This is a genomic window from Bradyrhizobium sp. IC4059, assembly GCF_020193615.1.
GTDB classification, from domain to species: domain Bacteria; phylum Pseudomonadota; class Alphaproteobacteria; order Rhizobiales; family Xanthobacteraceae; genus Bradyrhizobium; species Bradyrhizobium yuanmingense.
On record NZ_JADYVH010000001.1, the window covers coordinates 502,355 to 521,923 of the forward strand.

Consider the following 19,569-nt stretch of genomic DNA (forward strand, 5'->3'; position numbering starts at 1 on the left):
CATGATGAGGCATTCTTAGCGCCAGGCGGCGCCGAGAAGATTGACCGGAATCAAGGTCGGCAGGATCACGATACGCCGGCGACCAGCGGACGCTGCAGGTGCCGGGCCATCAGGTCGGCGGCTTCGCTGTAGCGCCGCGCTTCCAGAACGTCGAGCAGGCGCAGATGCTCGCGCACGTGCCGCCTCATGCCGTCACGATCGGCGAAGCTGCGATAGGCGAACAGGCGCCTGATCGAGTTCACGCGCTTGAGCGCTTCGAGGAAGAATGGATTGCCTGTTCCGCGGATGATCTCCTCGTGGAATTCGCAGCCGGAGTGAAAGATCTCGCCAATCGTCATCTTCTCGATTTCGCCGTCGAAGACCCGCTGTTGGCGCTCGCGCAGGCGTGTGATCACCTCCTGGGGCAGCGCAAAGCCGGGCTGTGCGATCGCCGCCGGCTCGATCACTGCGCGAAACGCCTTGGCCTGCGCCTGCGCTTCGGGGCTCGAGACCGTCTCCGCGAAACGCCAGCCATAGCCGGGCAGGCGTGCGATCCAGCCCTCGGCGGCGATACGGTCCAGCAGCCGCTGCAACTCCGCGCGGCTCAGATCATAGCGGCGCAAGAGCTCCGCCTCCGTGACGTCGGCTGGGAGTCGGCTCGCGAGCACGTCCCCTGCGATGGCCGTATAAACCTGCTCGCCGCGCCTGACGGCCGCGAGCGCCGGTTGGGCGGCGCCGCTGGTCGGATTCTTCGCCAGCACGAAGCCGCGATGCGGCTCGCCGCGCGCCAGCCCCGCCGCTTCCAGGGCCTTCAGGCCGAGCCGGATCGGCGCGCGTGAAAGATCCAGCGCATCCGCAAGCCTTTGTTCGACCAAGCGGTCTCCGGCCTTCATGCCTTCGCGGCGGGCTAGCGCCATGATCAGGCCGGCGAGCTGCTCGGCCCGCTCGGAACCGTTCTTGTCGCTGCGCGGTCGGGAACTGTCGGTGGCGCTCATTGCAGTGCACGCAAGTTTTAGGGCTTGACAGACTGTCTCATGGATTGTTCTTTTATGCAACAATATACAATCGTCCCCAGGGAGACCCACATGGCCCGCGAGCCCGATGTCCACATTTGCGAGGTCGCGCCCCGCGATGGTCTTCAGAACCTGGACATCTTCGTTCCGACCGAGGCCAAATGCGCGTTGATCGACATGATCGCCGCCGCGGGCATACGCGAGATCGATGCCGGGTCGTTCGTCCCGCCGAAGGTCGTGCCGCAATTCGCCGACGTTGATGCGGTGATGGCGCATGCGCTCATGCACAAATCGACTCTCATCGGCGCGCTGGTGCCGAACCCGAAGGGCGCCGAGCGCGCCATCGGCGCGGGCGTCGATGCCGTCTATTTCGTTATCTCGGCCAGCGAGACGCACAACCGCGCGAACGTGCGCCGCTCGGTCGACGAGCAGGTCGAGGGATTTCGCGCAGTCCGCGCTGCGATTGACGCCCTGCCGTTGGGGCAGCGGCCGCGATTGATGGGGGCGATCTCCACCTCCTTCGGCTGCTCGCTGGAAGGGGAGGTGAGCGAAGCGGCGGTGTGCCGGGTTGCGCGCGCTTTTGCCGAAGCGCGTGCCGACGAGATCGGGCTTGCCGATACGGTCGGTTATGCGACGCCGAAATCGATCCGCCAGATCGTCGGGGCGGTGCAGCGCGAGCTCGGGTCGCAAATGACGTTGCGGCTGCATTTGCACGATACGCTCGGCGCCGGCCTGGCCAATGCCGTCGCCGGCCTCGAAGCGGGCATCCGCCGTTTCGATGCCGCCGTATCCGGCCTCGGCGGCTGTCCCTTCGCTCCGGGCGCACGCGGCAACATCGTCACCGAGGATCTGGTGTTCATGCTGGAGCGCATGGGGCTCTCCACCGGCATCGACCTCGACCGCCTGATGCAGACCCGCGAGATTCTCGCCCGCCACATCCCCGCAGACCATCTGACCGGGCATCTGCATGAGGCCGGCATTCCAAAGCTCCTGCGGAGCGCGGCATGACCATGGCTGTGTGTGAGACGGGATCTGAGCTTCGTCCGTTGGCGGGCCTTCGGGTCATCGAGTTCAGCCAGATGGTGATGGGGCCGAGCTGCGGCTTGATCCTGGCCGATCTCGGTGCCGACGTGATCAAGGTCGAGCCGCCCAAGGGCGACCGTACCCGCGCCTTCAAGGGACCTGCCGCCGGCTTCTTTGCGACCTACAGCCGCAACAAACGCAGCATCGCATTGGACACCTCGACAGCACAGGGCCAGGACATCGCACGCAGACTGATCGAGCACAGCGACGTGCTGATCGAGAACTTCCGGCCGGGCCTGTTGAAGCGGATCGGTCTCGACTACGAGAGCGTCGCGGCTTTCGCACCTCGCCTGATCTATTGCTCGCTGAAGGGCTATCTGCCTGGTCCTTACGAGAACCGCCTGGCGCTCGACGAAGTTGTTCAGATGATGGGCGGCCTCGCCTACATGACCGGTTTGCCCGACAGGCCGATGCGCGCCGGCGCCTCGATCAATGACGTCATGGGCGGCATGTTCGGTGTGATCGCGATCCAGGCCGCGCTCGCCGAGCGGCAGCGTACCGGCCGGGGCCGCTACATCCAGAGTGCGCTGTATGAGAACAACGTGTTCCTGATGGCCCAGGCGATGATGTGCGAGGTGGTCAGCGGGCAGCCATCGATCCCCTATTCGATCAAGGACAGCCCGTGGCCCGTCTACGACCTCTTCGACACCAGGGATGGTTCGAAACTGTTCGTCACCATCGTCGGTGAAGAGCAATGGGAAGCGTTCTGCCGCGCCTTCGATCGCGAAGCCTGGCTCTCCGATCCACGCTTTGCGACCAGCAATGACCGGGTCGATCATCGCGGCTGGTTGATCCCGGAAATCGCAAATATCTTCAAGCAATGGGACAAGGCCGATCTCGCCGCGCGGCTCGAGCAGCTCGATCTGCCCTACGCACCGGTGAACAAGCCCGGCGATCTCTTCGATGATCCGCATCTCAACCAATCCGGCGGCCTGACTGACATCCGTTTGCCTGACGGTAATGAGGTCAAGACACCGCTGTTGCCGATTGCCATGGACGGAAAGCGGCTGTCCAACCGCTACGATCCACCCGGTATCGGCGAGCACAGCGGCGAGATCCTGCGCGAGATCGGGATGTCGCCGGATGAGATCGAACAGCTGCGACAAGCAGGGACAATCAAGGTCCCGCCGTCCTGACGGACCGCGCGATTGAACAAGAACCAAGGGAGGAGGATCACATGAGCATTTCTAGACGCCAGGCGCTGTTCGCGGGGTCTGCATGGGCCGGCGCGTCACTGCTGCCGGGGCCATTGCGTGCGGAGGCCAAGCAGGTCTCGCTCGCTTTCGGGCCGGTGTCGCCGGTTTACGCCATCGGCATGATCGCGGAGCTGAAGGGGTACTTCAAGGACGAAGGACTCGATTCCAAGCTCGTTACCGGCAATGCCGGTACGTTCGGCCGGCAGACATTGGCGGCGGGGCAGGCGCTGTTCGCGCATGGCGATGCCAGCCATCCGCTCCAGCTCGGTGCGCGCGGCAAGCCCTGCAAGATGCTGCTCGCGACCGAGATGGTATGCTCCTACGCCAACATCGTGGTCCGGCAGGACCTCTACGAGAGCGGCATCAATTCGGTCGAGAAGCTCGCGGATTACAAGCGCCCCGACGACGCCAAGCCGATCGTTGCCGCGACCGCCATCGGGTCAGGCACCTGGGTGTACGGCACCTATGTGTTCGAAGCGCGTGGGCTCGGCAACAAGGTGAACTGGGTTGCGGGCGGCGGGCCCAACACGATGTTCCCATCGCTGCAGACCAAGCAGTTCGACGCCATCGTGGCGCCGCCGAGCTGGATCGTCGAGGTCGAGAAGAAGGGTTTTGGCCGGACGATCTACGACACGTCGAAGCCTGGCGTGTTCGAGAAGGATTTCGGCGGGACGTTGCCCGTGCTGGTGATCTATACGCTCCAGGACACGGTCCAGCAGGACAAGGCGATGGTGCAGGCCTACGTCAACGCGATCTACCGGGCGATGGCTTTTGTGAAGGCGACGCCGCTCGCGGAGGTGCAGGCGCTGGTCACGCCGAAGTATTTTTCAGGGATAGATCCCGATGCGGTCAGCGCCGAGCTCGGCTTCGACAAGTCGACCTGGGCCTATGACGGCGTCATTGACGAGGCGTCGTTCGAACGCGGCGCCAAGCCCTGGTACCGCAAAGGAACCGATATTCCCGAAACCAGGTACGAGGATGCGGTCGACATGAGCTTCCTTCAGGCGGCCAGGGCGAAATACAAATGATCGCCGCGCCAAGCCAAGGCCTCGCGCTCGCGCGCGATCAGGATCGAGCAGCCGTTGCGCGCACGCGCATTGCCGTGCAGGGGCTGTCCAAACGCTTCAACGCGTCCGGCCGCGAGTTCGTGGCGGTGGATGACGTTTCCTTCGAGGTCAAGCAGGGCGAGTTCGTCGCGCTGCTCGGTCCATCCGGCTGCGGCAAAAGCACCATTCTCAATATGGTCGCGGGGCTGTTGCCGCGCTCCGGCGGACGCATCCTGATCGACCAGGACACGGTCGAGACCGGCGAGGTCAACCCCAGGGTCGGCTATGTCTTCCAGCGCGATACGCTGTTTCCGTGGCGGACCGTGGAGCAGAACATCGGCTATGGGCTGGAGATCGCGGGAGTGCCAAAGAGCGAGCGCGCCGCGCGCGTTGCCACCGCCATCGAGAAGGCCGGCCTTGCAGGCTTTGCGCAGAGCTTCCCGCGCATGCTGTCCGGCGGCATGCGCCAGCGTGTCGCCTTAATGCGCACGCTGATCCTGGAGCCCGAGATCCTGCTGATGGACGAGCCGTTCGGCGCGCTCGACACCCACACCAAGCTCGAGATGCACAAGACGCTGCTGGAGATCTGGGAACGCGAGCGGCAGACCGTTCTGTTCGTGACGCACGATCTCGGCGAAGCCTTGACGCTGGCGAGCCGCATCATCCTGCTCTCGGCGCGCCCCGGGCGTCTCAAGGAAGACTTCGACGTCGCCATTCCGCGTCCGCGCGATCCCGTGGCCGTGCGCGAGACGGCCGAGTTCGCCCGGCTCTATTCCCACATCTGGCATTCCCTCGGCGAAGAATTCCGCCGCACCAGGGCCGACTGATCATGTCCAACAGCCGCACCGTCATCCTGTTCTGGCAATTGGCCATTCTCGCAGTGGTTCTCGTCGTCTGGCAATGGGGCTTCGAATGGAGCAAGACGCTGCTGCCGAAGGCCTACGTGCCGAAAATCCTCGATCCCTATTTCGTCGCCAAGCCGTCGCTGATCTGGCAGAGTTTCTTGCGGCTTGGCTGCTTCGCAGACGCGACCGGCTTTACCGCCTGTATCAAGGGCAGCGACAACAATCTATGGCTTGCCACACTCGTCACGTTGAAGAACACCTGGTGGGGCTTTCTGTTCGGCTCGGCGAGCGGGATCGCGGCCGGCCTGGTGCTCGGCCGTTCCGATTTCCTCTCTCGCGTGTTCAGCCCCTACATCGTGGCGCTCAACTCCATACCGCGCATTGCGCTGGTCCCGCTCGTCATCCTGATTTTCGGTCTCGGTGACCTCTCCAAGATCGCGACCGCCTGGCTCGTCGTGTTCTTCGTGGTGTTTTTCAACACCTTCGAAGGAACGCGTGCGGTCGACCGTGACCAGATCGCTGCCGCCCGCCTGCTCGGCGCCAGCGAATTCACGGTGCTGCGCACGGTCGTGATCCCGTCCGCGCTCGCCTGGGTGTTTGCCTCGCTCCTGCCGGCCGTTTCTTTCGCGCTGATCGGCGTCATCGTCGGCGAGTTCATCGGCGCCGAACGCGGTCTCGGCAAGCTCATCATCGAAGCCGAGGCGCGGGCCAATGCCAGCGAGATGATGGTGGCCATCTTCGTCATGATGTTCGTCGGCATCCTGCTGGCGATCGCGGTGCGTTCGCTGCAGTCCTACCTCTTGCGATGGCAGCCGCAATTCGAGGCTTCGGCGTAGCCCGCTCAGCGGCTGAACCGCGCCACCAGCTCGACATGCGGCGTGTGGCGGAACTGGTCGACCGGTACCACGGACTCCAGCCGATAGCCGCCGTCGATCAAGAGCCGTGCGTCGCGGGCAAAGGTCGCGGCGTTGCAGGACACGGCGATCACGACCGGCACCTTGCTCGCCGCAAGCTTCAGCGCCTGCGCCTGCGCGCCCTGGCGCGGCGGGTCGAATACCACGGCGTCGAAGTCCCGCAGCTCCTGCGGCACCAGCGGGCGGCGGAACAGATCGCGGGGCTCGCACTTGATCGGCTTCAGGCCAGGTGTTCGCGCAGCTTTCGCCAGCGCCGCGATGGCGCCGGCGTCGCTGTCATAGGCTGCAACGCGCGCCTTCTCCGCGAGCCTGAGCGCAAACGGACCGACGCCGCAGAAGAGGTCGAGCACCTCCTTGGCCTTGCCGATGCGCTCTGCGACGAGTGCCGCAAGCGTCTCTTCGCCCGCCACCGTCGCCTGCAGGAACGAGCCCGGCGGCAGCGTCACCTCGGCGCGGCCCATCCTCACCGTCGGCGGCAGGCGTTGCAGCACCAGCTCGCCATGCCGTGTCAGCCGCGCCAGGCGGTGCTGTTCGGCGACGCGCGACAGCGCCGTGACCAGCGCCGTCGGCAGCGGGCCCGAGCCGCGCACGTCGACATCGAGCCCGTTGGCAGTCGCGGTGACCTGGATGTCCAATGGCTTGGTCACTGCCATCTTGGACGTCAGCGGCTCGGCGAGTGCCCAGGCGGCGTCGAGTGCGCCCTCGAGCGCGGGATCGAGGATCGGACAACGATGGATCGGGATGACGTCGTGCGAGCTCGCAGCCGAAAAGCCGACCTTGAGGATGTCGTGCGTGCCGAACCGGCCGTGCAGCGTGATGCGCCGGCGCCCGGCGCCGTGGGCGTCGACCAGCGGCGCCACCTCGCAATCGATGCCGGCCTGCGCCAGCGTTTCGATCACCATGTTGCGCTTCCAGGCCCGATACGGCTCGTTCGCCCAATGCTGGATCGCGCAGCCGCCACACACGCCGAAATGCGGACAGAATGGTTCGACGCGTTCCGGGCTTGCGACCTCCACCGCCAGCAGCTTGCGCCGGTCGGGATGATGGCCTGCGACGTGATCGACCTCGACGGTCTCGCCGCCGAGCGTATAGGGCACATAGATTGCTTCGCCGGCGTCGAGGCAGACGCCGTCGCCGCGATGGCCGACATGATCGATCTTGATGCGCTCAACCACGGCGCGCGCCCAGGAAGAATTCGATATTGCCGTCGCCGCCCGTGATCGGCGAGGGGAATATGTCGATCTCGGTGCAGCCGAGCGATGCCGCAAAGGCTGTGATGTCGTCGCAGATCTCCCGGTGCACGGCAGCATCGCGGATGATGCCCTTCTTGTTGTGCTTCCTATCAGCCTCGAATTGGGGCTTGATCAGCGCCAGCAGGCTCATCGGCGCGGCTGCCAGCGACAGAGCTACCGGCAGCACTGATTTCAGCGAGATGAAGCTGACGTCGATGACGACGACATCGGGGCGCGCCGGCAGGCGCTTGCCCTCATAGCTGCGGATGTCGGTCTCCTCGATCGACACGATCTTGGGATGATCGCGCAGCGAGGGATGCAGCTGGCTTGTGCCGACATCAATCGCGAACACCAGGCTCGCGCCGTTCGCCAGCAGCACCTCGCTGAAGCCGCCGGTGGAGGCGCCGACGTCGAGGCAGACATGGTCCTCGATCTCGATCGGGTACCGCTCCAGCGCCCCGGCGAGCTTGACGCCGCCGCGGGAGACGTAAGGGTGCGCCGGCTCGGCCTGGATCACCGCGTCCTCGGCAATCGTCTCCGACGGCTTTGCGACCTGCTTGTCGTCGGCCGTGACGAGGCCGGCCTCGATCGCCGCGCGGGCCCGCGCCCGGCTCTCGAACAGGCCGCGCTCGACCAGCAATACATCCGCGCGCTTGCGGGCAGGGGGCATCGGATCTCCGACGGACGACTAAAAAGCTTATGTAGCGATCAATCGCGCGGCCGCCATCCGGACGCAAGTCTCGAACGCGGTGAGATCGTGCCAGACGTCGGTCGGCATAGTGGCCGGCGTCACCAGCGGGCAGCCGTGCAGCTCCAGCGCATGGATCATCATGAGGTTGTCGACGAGGCCGAAATCTTCGACCGCCAGCCCTTGGGCATCGACCAGCCGCCCGTTCTCGGAGGTGACCTCCATGAAGCGACTGAGGCGGTCGGCATAGGCGGCGCCATCGTTGGAATAAGCCAGGCAGAATTTGCGGCGGCCGGCCATGTAGCCGAGCTCGTAGACGGTGCCGGGATCGGCGCCGGCGCCGCGGAACGGCGTGAGGTTGGCGATGATGGCATCGGCCGCGTCCATCATCGCCTCGTTGCCGCAGAAAATCTGCCGCGAAGCGTCGCGCGCGGTGAGGTCGATCGCGTTGTCGAGGGGGTAGAGCCCGGTAAGCCCGTGCGCGGCGCAGATTTCGACCTTGCGCCGGCCGATCTCGACGGCATCCGGCAGGAACACGTCGGGGCCTGCCAGATAGATTTTCATCGCACGACCGATTGAGAAGGCATCGGAGTTGCCGCGACGTTGGCGGTGCAAAACCTCTCCCAAGGGGAGAGGTCGCGCCAAAGGCGCGGGTGAGGGGTTACGTTCTCACGTGGGATCTGAGCCCCTCACCCGGATTGCACTGGACGATGCTTCGCATCGCCAGGAGCAACCCCACCTCTCCCTACGGGAGAGGTGGGGTTCAGCGTCTGCCGCGACAATCAAGCCAGCTTGACCGTCTCGGTCTTCACATCCTTGCCGAGCGCCTCGAACACCTTGGCCACGATGCCCTTGGCGTCGAGGCCGGCGCGGGCGTACATGGCGGCCGGGGTGTCGTGATCCTGGAACACGTCGGGCAGCACCATCGAGCGGAACTTGACCATGCCGGTGTCGAGCACGCCCTGATCGGTCAGGTATTGCGCGACATGCGAGCCGAAGCCGCCGATCGAGCCTTCCTCGATCGTGATCAGGATCTCGTGGTCGCGCGCGAGCTTGAGGACCAGCTCGGTGTCGAGCGGCTTCATGAAGCGCGCATCGGCGATCGTGGTCGACAGGCCGTGGGCGGCGAGCTCGTCGGCGGCCTTCTCGCATTCGGCGAGACGGGTGCCGAAGGAGAGCAGCGCGATCTTGCTGCCCTGGCGGATCACGCGGCCCTTGCCGATCTCGAGCGGAATGCCGACCTCGGGCATCTCGATGCCGCGGCCTTCGCCGCGCGGATAGCGCAGCGAGCTCGGACGGTCGTCGATCGCAACCTGGGTCGCCACCATGTGCACCAGCTCGGCTTCATCCGCCGCCGCCATGATCACCATGTTGGGCAGGCAGCCGAGATAGGCGTTGTCGAACGAGCCGGCATGGGTCGCACCGTCGGCGCCGACGAGGCCGGCGCGATCGATGGCGAAGCGGACGGGCAGGCTCTGGATCGCGACGTCGTGGACGATCTGGTCGTAGCCGCGCTGCAGGAAGGTCGAGTAGATCGCGCAGAACGGCTTGTAGCCTTCGGTCGCAAGGCCCGCGGCAAAGGTCACCGCGTGCTGCTCGGCGATGCCGACGTCGAAGGTGCGGTCGGGGAAGGCCTTGTTGAAGATGTCGACACCGGTGCCCGACGGCATCGCCGCGGTGATGGCGACGATCTTGTCGTCCTTCTGCGCTTCCTTGACGAGGCTCTGGCCGAACACGTTCTGATAAGCCGGCGCGTTCGGCTTGGCCTTGGCCTGCGTGCCGGTCGCGACGTCGAACTTGACGACGGCGTGATACTTGTCGGCGGAGGCTTCCGCCGGGCCGTAGCCCTTGCCCTTCTGCGTCACGACGTGGACCAGGATCGGACCGGTCTCCATGTCGCGGACGTTCTTCAGCACGGGCAGGAGATGGTCGAGGTTGTGGCCGTCGATCGGGCCGACATAGTAGAAGCCGAGCTCCTCGAACAGCGTGCCGCCGTCCATCATGAAGCCGCGGGAATATTCCTCGACGCGATTGGCGCGGTTGGCGAGGATCTTGGGCAGGCGCTTGTTGATCTGCTTGGCCGCATCGCGCAGCGTGCGATAGGTCTTGCCGGAATAGAGGCGCGACAGATAAGCGCTCATGGCGCCGACCGGCGGCGCGATCGACATGTCGTTGTCGTTGAGAATGACGATCAGGCGCGAGTTCATCGCCCCCGCATTGTTCATGGCCTCATAGGCCATGCCGGCCGACATCGCGCCGTCACCGATCACGGCGATAACGTTGTTCTTGCCGCCGGAGAGGTCGCGCGCCACGGCCATGCCGAGGCCGGCGGAGATCGAGGTCGAGGAATGCGCCGCGCCGAACGGATCGTAGTCGCTCTCGCTGCGCTTGGTGAAGCCGGACAGGCCGCCGCCGGTGCGCAGCGTGCGGATGCGGTCGCGCCGGCCGGTGAGGATCTTGTGCGGATAGGCCTGGTGGCCGACGTCCCAGATCAGCCGGTCGCGCGGCGTATCGAAGACGTAATGGATCGCGGTGGTGAGCTCGACCACGCCGAGGCCCGCGCCGAAGTGACCGCCGGTCACCGAGACGGCATCGATGGTCTCCTGCCGCAGCTCGTCGGCAACCTGGCGAACCTGCTCGACCTTGAGCTTGCGCAGATCTTCCGGCGTCCGGATGGTGTCGAGAAGCGGCGTCTTACTGTATGCGTTCACGGCGATTTCCAATTTGTCAGCACCGGAAGGTCATTCCGGTGCGCGATGGGTTTGCACAATATCGGCGCAGCGCGAGTCCTATAACCGTCGGAGCCACCTGCACGGGGCAAGGCCCCGCCTTCAAGCTTAGGTAAGCTTAAGTGTGCTCCGGTTCAGTCTCTGTGATCCCTGTCACTTAGATCGGCTTCGTCCGTCCCAAGCCAATTTCATCAGCAGTTTGAAGCACTTGTCGTCGGTAATCGGTGCCCACGCAAGGCTTACAAAAAGCCACACTCCGCGCAGCTTTACACCAAAGCTTAGGCCAAAGCCAACCCGCTGGGCCGATTAGGGGTATGCAGGTGCAACTCGCGGACCAGAAGTGGTTAACCTCGGGGCGCGGTAAGGGGTTCCGGCCTTGCTCGGTTCTTGGCAGGCTTTTTGGCCCGAGTATGGGCTTTTCTAGCTCTCAACGACCCGATTCGAAGGCAGGGACGTATCCACCGCCAGGGAACCGCATGCCGGCCGGGAGCTGCGCACTGCGATAAGGACGCAGCGGCCACGCTCACCGCGAAGACATTCTACGCGGACCTGCGTCGCGGTCTTGCACGGCCCTGCGGGGGTCAGAAGACTGAGCGGGAGAGCACTCTTATTACTGGACGTCGAGCGGGGCCGTGCCGGTGGCCTGGCCGCTGGCATCGGTGGTGATCTTGTCGACGCGCGCCTCGGCCTGGCGCAACAATTCCTCGCAGCGCCGCTTCAGGGCCTCGCCGCGCTCGTAGATCGTCACGGATTCCTCGAGCGGCACCTTGCCGTCCTCGAGCCGCTTCACGATCGTTTCGAGTTCCTCGATCGCGCGCTCGAAGGTGAGCCTGGAGACGTCGACTTGAGTGTTTTCGGCCATATCCGTTTCCGATTGCCCGATTCGCTTCACCTTTGAGAAAGCAGAGTTTTACGGGCGTAATGTGGCGGGTGGGTCAAGCGCCCATCAGGGCGCCGACATGCGCCGTAACAGATTCTTTCAGTCCCTGCAGGTCATAGCCGCCCTCGAGCACCGAAACAACGCGGCCGCCGGCGGTCTTGTCGGCGAGGTCCATCAGCTTGCGCGTCACCCAGGCATAGTCCTCCGCGCGCAGGTTGAGCGAAGCCAGGGGATCGCGATAATGCGCGTCGAAGCCGGCCGAGATGATCAAGAGCTCCGGGCTGAATTTCTCGAGCTGCGGCAGGATCAGATTCTCGAACGCGACGCGGAATTCCGGGCCGCCGTCCTCGGAGGCGAGCGGCGCATTGACGATGGTGTCGTGATCGCCGCGCTCGCTTTTGGCGCCGGTGCCCGGAAACAGCGGCATCTGGTGCGTCGAGCAGTACATCACGGTCGGGTCCGACCAGAAGATGTCCTGCGTGCCGTTGCCGTGATGCACGTCGAAGTCGACGATGGCCGCGCGCTTGATGCCGTATTTGCGCTGGGCGTGGCGCGCGGCGATCGCGACGTTGTCGAAGAAGCAGAAGCCCATCGGCTTGCCGATCTCGGCGTGATGTCCGGGCGGGCGGACCGCGACGAAGGCGTTGCGATGCTCGCCGGCCATCACCGCTTCGGTCGCCGCAACCGCACCGCCGACGCCGCGCATCACCGCCTCCCATGTGCCCGGGGACATCGAGGTGTCGCCGTCGATGTAGACCTGACCGCTGGTGGGCGCGATGTGGCGCAGCTCGGTGACGTAATGCTCGTTGTGGCAGAGCGTGACGAGATCGAGATCGCCCTCCGGCGCCTCCTCGCGCGCCAGGAACTGGAAGCGCTCATGCGACAAGGCTTCTTCCACCGCGCGTAGGCGATCTGGCCTTTCAGGGTGTCCCGGCGGCGTGACATGGTCGAGGCAGGCCTTGTGGGAAAGGAGAAGCGTGCTCATCAGGTCGGCCTCACGGAAAAACGGGCTTTTGCCGTCGTTGGCGCATCCGGCGCCAAAACGCAATGCAAAACCCAATCTAAGCGCTTGGCCGGGAATGGCAAAGGGCTGCCCGCTTGATCCGGATCAATTCACCCGCAGGATGCGCCGGGGCGGCAGCGGACCGACCGGCCCGTGCGCCCGGAAGAACGCGAACAGCGCGTCCGCATCGTAACCGCCGTATTGTGGCGCGGTGCCCTGTTTGGCGACGGTAAACCCGTCTCCGCCGACGGCGAGGTAATCGTTGAGCGTGACGCGGTAGCCGCTTCCTGGCTCGATCGGCCTGCCGTTGAGTGTCATCTTCTCCAGGCTGACGCGCTCGCCGAACGGTTTTGAAGCATCCCAGGTATAGCTGAAGCCGTTCGACACCTGGAGAATCCGCGGCCGCTTCGGGTCCAGCCATTGCTGCTCGAGCAAGTCCTTGAGCTGGCTGCCCGTCAGCGTCATGGTGACAAGACGATTGCGGAACGGCTGGCTGGCGAAGACGTCGCCGAACGTGATCGCGCCATTCTCCTTCGGAACGATGTCGGTGCGGATGCCGCCGGGATTGGTGAGCGCGATGACAGCGCTGCCATCCTTCGCATCGCGCGTTGCGAGCAATTGCGCGTCGGCGATGATATCGCCGAGCGCGCTTTCGCCGGCCTCGTTCGGCACGCGCGACAATGTCTGCGTCACTGAGCCGGCGGGCCGGTTGGCGATCGGCGCGGAGAGCTTGTCGTAGGCGTCGATCAACGCGGTCTGCTCGGGATCCCTGGCCAGCGAAGCATTGGCGACGATGACGTTCTCGGCCTTGGCGGCGACGATATCGCGAGTCACAGGATCGAGCTTGAGGTCGATCGCGGTGACGAGTGTGCCGTATTTGTCGCCGCTGGTGACGAGCCGCCCGTCGATATCGCAGATGTAGGCGCGGTGGGTGTGGCCGCTGACGACGACGTCGACGGCAGGATCGAACTTCCTGACTATGTCGACGATCGGTCCCGTGATGGCAGGGCATTCATTGTAGTCGCCGGCGGGCTCGCCGCCCTGGTGGATCAGCACCACGATCGCTTCGACGCCGCGCGACTTCAGCTGCGGCACCAGCGCGTTCACCGTCTCGGCCTCGTCGCGGAATTCGAGCCCGGCGATGCCCGCGGGCGAGACGATGCCGGCGGTCTCCTTCAACGTCAGGCCGATGAAGCCGACGGGGATGCCGTCGAACTCCCTGATCTCGTAGGGCGGCAGCACGCTCTTGCCGGTCGCGGTCTCGACGGTGGAGGCCGCGAGATAACGGAATTTGGCGCCCGTGAAGGGATGCGGCCCCTGGCAGCCGTCGACGGGATGACAGCCGCCGTTCTGCATGCGCAGAAGCTCGGTGTTGCCCTCGTCGAATTCGTGATTGCCGACCGAGCTGATCGCAAGGCCCATCATCGAGAGCGCCTCGATCGAGGGCTCGTCGTGAAACATCGCCGACAGAAACGGGCTCGCGCCGATCAGGTCGCCTGCGGCGACGAAGATGGCGTTCTTGTGTCCTTCGCGCAGCTGCTTCAGCAGCGTCGCCATGTACTCGGCGCCGCCGGCCGCCACCGTCACCTTCTTGGACTTGTCCTCGGGGTCGTTGATGCGGATGCCGCCCGGCGGCGGCCGCAGATGGCCATGGAAATCGTTGATCGCGAGAATGCGCAGCTCGACGGGGGCTGCGCTCTGGGCCGCAGCAGGGAGGGTGCCGGTGAGAGCGAGGACGAAGCAAGCCAGGCGGAGAAGATGTCGCATGGAGTTAGACTATTCGTTCGGCGCGAAGATTTCACGAAGGTTGTTGTCGTCATTTTTCAGGCACGCGCAGCGTCGTTCCCCCGACAATCCCATCATCGCACGAGCCATGCCGCTCGATGAATGCCAGGTCCGCTACGTGCCGCAACAATTAGCTACAATGTTTCATTTGAAAAACCGCTGGTTGTGGGGCACGATCCGGCCCCGTTCGCTTCAGACAGACCGTCAGATTCATGATTGCCGCCCCCCGGATCGACGAATCCTCACCGTATTATCGCGGCTGGCGGGTCGTGCTGGCGTGCTTCCTGATGGCCTTCTTCATGTTCGGCTTCGGCCTCTACGGCCAAGGCGTCTATCTCGCCGAGTTGCAGCGCGCTCACGGCTGGCCGGGCACGCTGATCTCCGCGGCCAGCACCTTCTCGTTTCTCCTGACCTCCGTGCTCGTCATCTTCACCGATGACCTGCTCGAGCGCATCGGGCTGCGCGCGCTGATCCTGTGCGGCGTGTCGGCGCTCGGCGCTTCGACCGTGCTGCTGGCGCTGGTGCAGACGCCCTGGCAGCTTTATCTCGCCTATGCGCTGATGTCGGTCGGCTGGACCGGCATGGGCACGGTGGTGATCGCGACCGTGCTGAATTCCTGGTTCGAGCAGCGGCGCGGGCTTGCGCTCAGCCTTGCCTTCAACGGCGCGACTTGCGGCGGCATCATTCTCGTCCCGCTGCTGCTGTCGCTGACCGGCAGCATCGGCTTCCGTTCCGCGATGCTGGCGGCGACCCTCGCGATGATGGTGCTGGTGCTGCCGGCGGTCGTGACCTTCATCGGCTGGCCCGCAGGCATGGCGCCTGCAGCGGGCGGACGTTCCTCCGGCTCCTCAGCGCCGGTTCGCTCGCGCAAGGCGGTGCTCGCCAACGCGGCGTTCTGGACCATGGTGCTGCCGATCGCGTTCGCGCTGCTGGCGCAGATGGGTTTCATCGTCCACCAGGTGACGTTTCTCGAGCCGCTGATCGGCCGCTCCGACGCAGGGCTTGCCGTCACGATCATGGCGGCGATGGCGATCGTCGGGCGCCTCTCGCTCGGCCTGTTCGTCGACCGGCTCGATGCCCGGCTCGCCTGTGCGGTTTCGATGACGAGCCAGGCGGCTGCGCTGTTCGTGGCTCTGCAAAGCACGAGCCTGACCGTGCTGCTGGCCTGCTGCGCCGTCTACGGCTTCTCGATGGGGAACATGATCACGTTCCCGCCCTTGATCATCCAGCGGGAGATCGGTGCTTCGGCCTTCGCGACCGCGGTGGGCTTGGGCACCTCGATCAGCGGCATCGTCAGCGCCTTCGGCCCCGGTGTCGTCGGTCTCGTGCGGAGCGTTACGGGCAATTACACGACGGCGTTTGCGATCTGCGTGGTGCTCGATCTCGCCGCGGCGGGCGTGGTGCTGTGGCGGCCGGGGAGAAGGGCTCAGGTCGCAGCTTTGTAGCCCGGATGGAGCGCAGCGCAATCCGGGACCGCTGTATCCGCGGTGAGACTTTCCCGGATTTCGCTACGCTCCATCCGGGCTACGATGTCGCGTTTGCGGCGCTCACCTTACCCCAGCAACGCCGCATCCGCCGCGGCGACCGACTCCGCGCTCTCCGTCACGGTGCGCTCGAGTGCGCCGGCCTGCACCGCGATGTTCTCGGCGAAGAAGCGCGCCAGCGCGACGTAGCGTGGCGCATCGCCAAGGCCTTCGGCCTTGGCGGCGAGCGCCTGGGAGGCGAGCAGGCAGCCGCCGAGCGTCGCGCCGAATTGCTGCAGATAGGGCGTCGCGCCCGCGAGCGCGTCGTTCGGCGCGGAGGCAACGCGCTCCAGCAGCCATTTGCTGGTGCGCGTGAGCGCCTCCAGCGCCTCGCGCAGCTTGGTGCCGGTGGTGCCGAAGGCCGGATCGTTGGAGGCCTCCACCTGCTTGACGGTCGCCGAGAGCTCGTCGAGCAGCGCCCACACCGACGCGCCGCCATTGGCAGCTAACTTGCGCGTGACGAGATCGATCGCCTGGATGCCGTTGGTGCCCTCGTAGATCGCGGTGATGCGGGCATCGCGGTAGTGCTGGGCCGCGCCGGTCTCCTCGATGAAGCCCATGCCGCCATGCACCTGCACGCCGAGATAGGCGACCTCGTTGCCAATATCGGTGGAATAGGCCTTGGCCATTGGCGTCAGCAGCGCCGCGCGCGCGGCCGCTTCAGCGCGCACCTTCGGATCCTTGGCGCGGGTCGAGACGTCGATCGCGACCGCCGTCGCATAGCAGATGGTGCGCGCGGCCGCGGTCTGCGCCCGCATCCGCATCAGCATGCGCTTGACGTCGGGATGCACGAAGATCGCATCCGAGCCGTCGCCTTTCTTGCCTACCGCGCGGCCTTGGCGGCGCTCCTGCGCATACGACAGGGCCTGCTGGTAGGCCCGGTCGGCAACGCCGACGCCCTCCAGGCCGACGCCGAGGCGGGCCTGGTTCATCATCGTGAACATGCAGCGCATGCCCTGGTTCTCTTCGCCGATCAAATAGCCGATCGCGCCGCCATGATCGCCCATGGTCATGGTGCAGGTCGGCGAGGCATGCATGCCGAGCTTGTGCTCGACGCCGCTCGCATAGATGTCGTTGCGCGGCCCCAGCGAGCCGTCCGCGTTGACCATGAACTTCGGCACCAGGAACAGCGAGATCCCCTTGGTGCCGGCGGGCGCATCGGGCAGACGCGCGAGCACGAAATGCACGATGTTGTCGGTCATGTCGTGCTCGCCATAGGTGATGAAGATCTTCGTCCCCTTGATGCGATAGGTGCCGTCCGCCTGCTTTTCGGCGCGGGTGCGCAGCGCGCCGACGTCTGAGCCGGCCTGCGGCTCGGTCAGCTGCATCGTTCCGGTCCATTCGCCGGAGACGAGCTTTTCGAGATAGATTGTCTTCAGCTCGTCGCTACCATGCGCGTCCAGCGCCTCGATCGCCGATGCCGTCAGCAGCGGGCAGAGGCCGAAGGCGACGTTGGCCGCGCTCCAGATCTCTGTGCAGGCGGCATTGATCGCGAGCGGCAGGCCCTGGCCGCCGAAATCTTCCGGGCCGGACACCGCGTTCCAGCCGCCCTCGGTCCAGCGCTTGTAGGCGTCAGGCCAGCCCGGCGCGGTCGTGACCTTGCCATCCTCGAGCTTGATGCCGTGCTCGTCGCCGATCTTGTTGAGCGGCGCCAGCACGTCGGATGCGAACTTGCCGGCTTCCTCCAGCACGGCCGCGGCAATGTCGGCGTCGAAATCGCCGTAATGGCCGGCCTCCAGGGCGGCCTTGAGGCCCGCGCCATGGTTGAGCGACAGCAGCATGTCAGAAATCGGCGCGCGGTAGGTCATGGCTCACTCCCCGAGAACAGATATTGGCGCCGTATTCCCATGAAACGGGAGCGGTCTCAACTGCCGGGACGCCGGATGGCCTGGCCGGAACGGGCAGGGCCGTTGGGGCCCAGAATAGAGTGTCGGCCGCCGGGCCCTTTTTGCCCCTCCAGGCGGTTGAAATGCCGCGCCGCTCCCTATAGACCGGCTGCGACCGACGGGAATCTGCGGGTGCCGGTTCTGCCCGTTCCGTTCGTCGTCTGTTGGGGCGTAGCCAAGCGGTAAGGCAGCGGATTTTGATTCCGCCATTCGGAGGTTCGATCCCTCCCGCCCCAGCCAGAGCCTAAGCTGCTGAGTTCGCTATATAAGTGGCTCCATTCCCGTCGAACTTATTGGCTGCGTTTGGAAATAGAGATTCTGGAGCTCATTTGAAAGTCGAACCTACCGTGCGTCGTCCACCACTCCAACTGTGATCGCATCTCCATGGTTTCTATCCCAACGATATACCGTGGACATCAGTCGGCGCAGCGCCGCGACGTTCTCAGCGTAGAATAGCGTACTAAGGCGAACAAATCGGTCATGCTTACCAGCCTTGCGACCATTCTTCAGAAACTCCAGCAAGTCGAGGCGGCGAAGCTCGCTCAGGAGAACATCACGCATGCGCCGACTATCGGGGCTATGTATGAGGGACTGACACGGGACTTGCTGGATCGCGCCATTCCCGCTGCGCTCGACGTGCGCGTCGTGAGCGGCTTTGTCGAAGGGCATGACGGGCAATTGGGGCCGCAGACCGATGCCATGCTTGTCACCGGCGAGGGCAGGCCCGTTCCCTATACCGGTGACTTTGTCTGGCCGATCCAAAATATCCTTGCTGTGTTCGAGGTGAAGAAGAACCTGTATGGCGCAGATCTGGACGATGCTTTCCAGAAGCTTCGCACGATCAACGACATGTTTGATGCGTATGTGCAGAGCGAGCATCCCTCGTTTGATATCAATCCGGCCTTCAATGCATTCGCGCGGCTCACCGGACGTTATCCTAGGAGCCGAGCGGAGATCGCGCAGCTGCCCGAGGAATGGCAGTTCTTCTTCAGTCTGCTCGTCACGGAACAGGTCGGCCCCATTCGTGTGATCCTGGGGTATGAAGGTTATGTTGACGAGGCCGGACTTCGCCGTGGCTTTGCAGATTATCTCGAACAGAACAATGCGGTACGCGGCTTTGGCTTGGGCTCCTATCCGAGCCTTATCATCTGCCGAAATAACAGCCTGCTCAAGATGAACGGCCAGCCCTATATCTCGCCTCTTGCAGACGGGCGGTGGGTCGCGGTCGTGTCCAATCACGAGAATCCGATCCGCATCCTCCTTGAGCTGATTTGGACACGACTGTCCAATCAGTTTCAGCAATACATTCCCATGGACGACACGTTGCAGCTTGAGCGGCTGGCTCCTTTCTTTCTGGCGCGCATTGTTCAGGCCGGACAGGCGACCGCATGGCAGCTTCAACACCATGAACTCGACAAAAAAGAACTGGCGTCGATAGAATCCACCCAGTGGGCCCCGCGCGAGGTGGATGAGAACGAGTGGGTGATCATGCAGCAAGTGGCGAACAAGGGGGAGCTTGATATTCGGGACCGCTATTTTCGCGAGTGGGCGCAAGAAGAAAACTTCGACCCCGATGATGCCATCGCAAAACTTGTCGCCGACCGCCTGCTGGCCTGGGTCGATAAACACCACGTACGCGTTATGACGCAAGGCGATCTGATCACGGCATTCATGCCTTCCGGCCAGACAATCGTCACGAGCGACGACGAGCTTGCGGCCTTGTGGATGATGGAACAGCTTGAGGCGCGTAAGAAGTCCAAGGAATAA

16 protein-coding genes and 1 tRNA gene are annotated in these 19,569 nt (G+C 64.6%); 8 read left to right on the top strand and 9 right to left on the bottom strand.

Going from position 1 to position 19,569, the window contains the following annotated elements; all coding sequences use genetic code 11:
• Positions 1-65: 65 nt before the first annotated feature.
• Positions 66-1,088, bottom strand: coding sequence for a GntR family transcriptional regulator (locus I6F12_RS02395; RefSeq protein ID WP_225143588.1), 1,023 nt, complete (start codon positions 1,086-1,088; stop codon positions 66-68).
• Here I6F12_RS02395 and I6F12_RS02400 point away from each other — a divergent pair.
• The 5 genes from I6F12_RS02400 to I6F12_RS02420 are packed head-to-tail and all read left to right on the top strand — an operon-like array spanning position 1,065 to position 5,998.
• On the top strand, positions 1,065-2,000 hold the full coding sequence (locus I6F12_RS02400; protein ID WP_225155417.1) for a hydroxymethylglutaryl-CoA lyase: 936 nt from the start codon (positions 1,065-1,067) through the stop codon (positions 1,998-2,000). The two genes, I6F12_RS02395 and I6F12_RS02400, sit on opposite strands and share 24 nt — an antisense overlap.
• Positions 1,997-3,211: a CaiB/BaiF CoA-transferase family protein gene (locus tag I6F12_RS02405; protein ID WP_225155418.1), complete on the top strand. Its 1,215-nt coding sequence runs from the start codon at positions 1,997-1,999 to the stop codon at positions 3,209-3,211. Before I6F12_RS02400 ends, I6F12_RS02405 begins: the two co-directional genes overlap by 4 nt.
• 41 nt (positions 3,212-3,252) lie before the next feature.
• The gene (locus tag I6F12_RS02410; RefSeq protein ID WP_225155419.1) at positions 3,253-4,299 is read left to right on the top strand and encodes an ABC transporter substrate-binding protein; all 1,047 of its coding nucleotides are present in this window, start codon (positions 3,253-3,255) and stop codon (positions 4,297-4,299) included.
• A complete protein-coding gene (locus tag I6F12_RS02415) occupies positions 4,296-5,144 on the top strand; it encodes an ABC transporter ATP-binding protein (RefSeq protein WP_036004108.1) in 849 nt (282 codons plus the stop codon). Before I6F12_RS02410 ends, I6F12_RS02415 begins: the two co-directional genes overlap by 4 nt.
• 2 nt (positions 5,145-5,146) lie before the next feature.
• The gene (locus I6F12_RS02420) at positions 5,147-5,998 is read left to right on the top strand and encodes an ABC transporter permease (RefSeq protein ID WP_036004112.1); all 852 of its coding nucleotides are present in this window, start codon (positions 5,147-5,149) and stop codon (positions 5,996-5,998) included.
• 5 nt (positions 5,999-6,003) lie between these two features.
• On the opposite strand, the gene I6F12_RS02425 is transcribed toward I6F12_RS02420, so the two are convergent.
• The 7 genes from I6F12_RS02425 to I6F12_RS02455 all read right to left on the bottom strand — a co-directional run bounded on the left by I6F12_RS02425 (position 6,004) and on the right by I6F12_RS02455 (position 14,375).
• Entirely contained in the window at positions 6,004-7,251 is a 1,248-nt protein-coding gene (locus tag I6F12_RS02425; RefSeq protein WP_225155420.1) for a methyltransferase, read from the bottom strand.
• The gene (locus tag I6F12_RS02430; protein ID WP_225155421.1) at positions 7,244-7,978 is read right to left on the bottom strand and encodes a TlyA family RNA methyltransferase; all 735 of its coding nucleotides are present in this window, start codon (positions 7,976-7,978) and stop codon (positions 7,244-7,246) included. Before I6F12_RS02430 ends, I6F12_RS02425 begins: the two co-directional genes overlap by 8 nt.
• Positions 7,979-8,005: 27 nt before the next feature.
• Entirely contained in the window at positions 8,006-8,560 is a 555-nt protein-coding gene (locus I6F12_RS02435; RefSeq protein WP_225146182.1) for a nucleoside 2-deoxyribosyltransferase, read from the bottom strand.
• Between the two features lie 218 nt (positions 8,561-8,778).
• Entirely contained in the window at positions 8,779-10,707 is a 1,929-nt protein-coding gene (gene dxs / locus I6F12_RS02440) for a 1-deoxy-D-xylulose-5-phosphate synthase (protein WP_036004129.1), read from the bottom strand.
• 628 nt (positions 10,708-11,335) lie between these two features.
• Positions 11,336-11,587, bottom strand: a complete 252-nt coding sequence (locus I6F12_RS02445; RefSeq protein WP_008132970.1) for an exodeoxyribonuclease VII small subunit — start codon at positions 11,585-11,587, stop codon at positions 11,336-11,338.
• 73 nt (positions 11,588-11,660) lie between these two features.
• Positions 11,661-12,590 (bottom strand): histone deacetylase family protein, encoded by a 930-nt coding sequence (locus I6F12_RS02450; RefSeq protein ID WP_036004131.1) that lies wholly within the window; start codon positions 12,588-12,590, stop codon positions 11,661-11,663.
• A 123-nt stretch (positions 12,591-12,713) separates the two neighbouring features.
• Positions 12,714-14,375: a bifunctional metallophosphatase/5'-nucleotidase gene (locus I6F12_RS02455; protein ID WP_225127534.1), complete on the bottom strand. Its 1,662-nt coding sequence runs from the start codon at positions 14,373-14,375 to the stop codon at positions 12,714-12,716.
• A gap of 230 nt (positions 14,376-14,605) precedes the next feature.
• Between I6F12_RS02455 and I6F12_RS02460 the strand changes: the two genes are divergently transcribed.
• Positions 14,606-15,838 carry an MFS transporter gene (locus tag I6F12_RS02460; RefSeq protein WP_225155422.1) on the top strand — a complete coding sequence of 411 codons (1,233 nt, stop codon included), beginning with the start codon at positions 14,606-14,608 and terminating at the stop codon, positions 15,836-15,838.
• Between the two features lie 107 nt (positions 15,839-15,945).
• On the opposite strand, the gene I6F12_RS02465 is transcribed toward I6F12_RS02460, so the two are convergent.
• The gene (locus tag I6F12_RS02465; RefSeq protein ID WP_225155423.1) at positions 15,946-17,724 is read right to left on the bottom strand and encodes an acyl-CoA dehydrogenase; all 1,779 of its coding nucleotides are present in this window, start codon (positions 17,722-17,724) and stop codon (positions 15,946-15,948) included.
• A 243-nt stretch (positions 17,725-17,967) separates the two neighbouring features.
• Here I6F12_RS02465 and I6F12_RS02470 point away from each other — a divergent pair.
• Positions 17,968-18,042: transfer RNA gene (locus I6F12_RS02470), tRNA-Gln, on the top strand.
• A gap of 240 nt (positions 18,043-18,282) precedes the next feature.
• On the top strand, positions 18,283-19,569 hold the full coding sequence (locus tag I6F12_RS02475) for a DUF6602 domain-containing protein (RefSeq protein ID WP_225155424.1): 1,287 nt from the start codon (positions 18,283-18,285) through the stop codon (positions 19,567-19,569).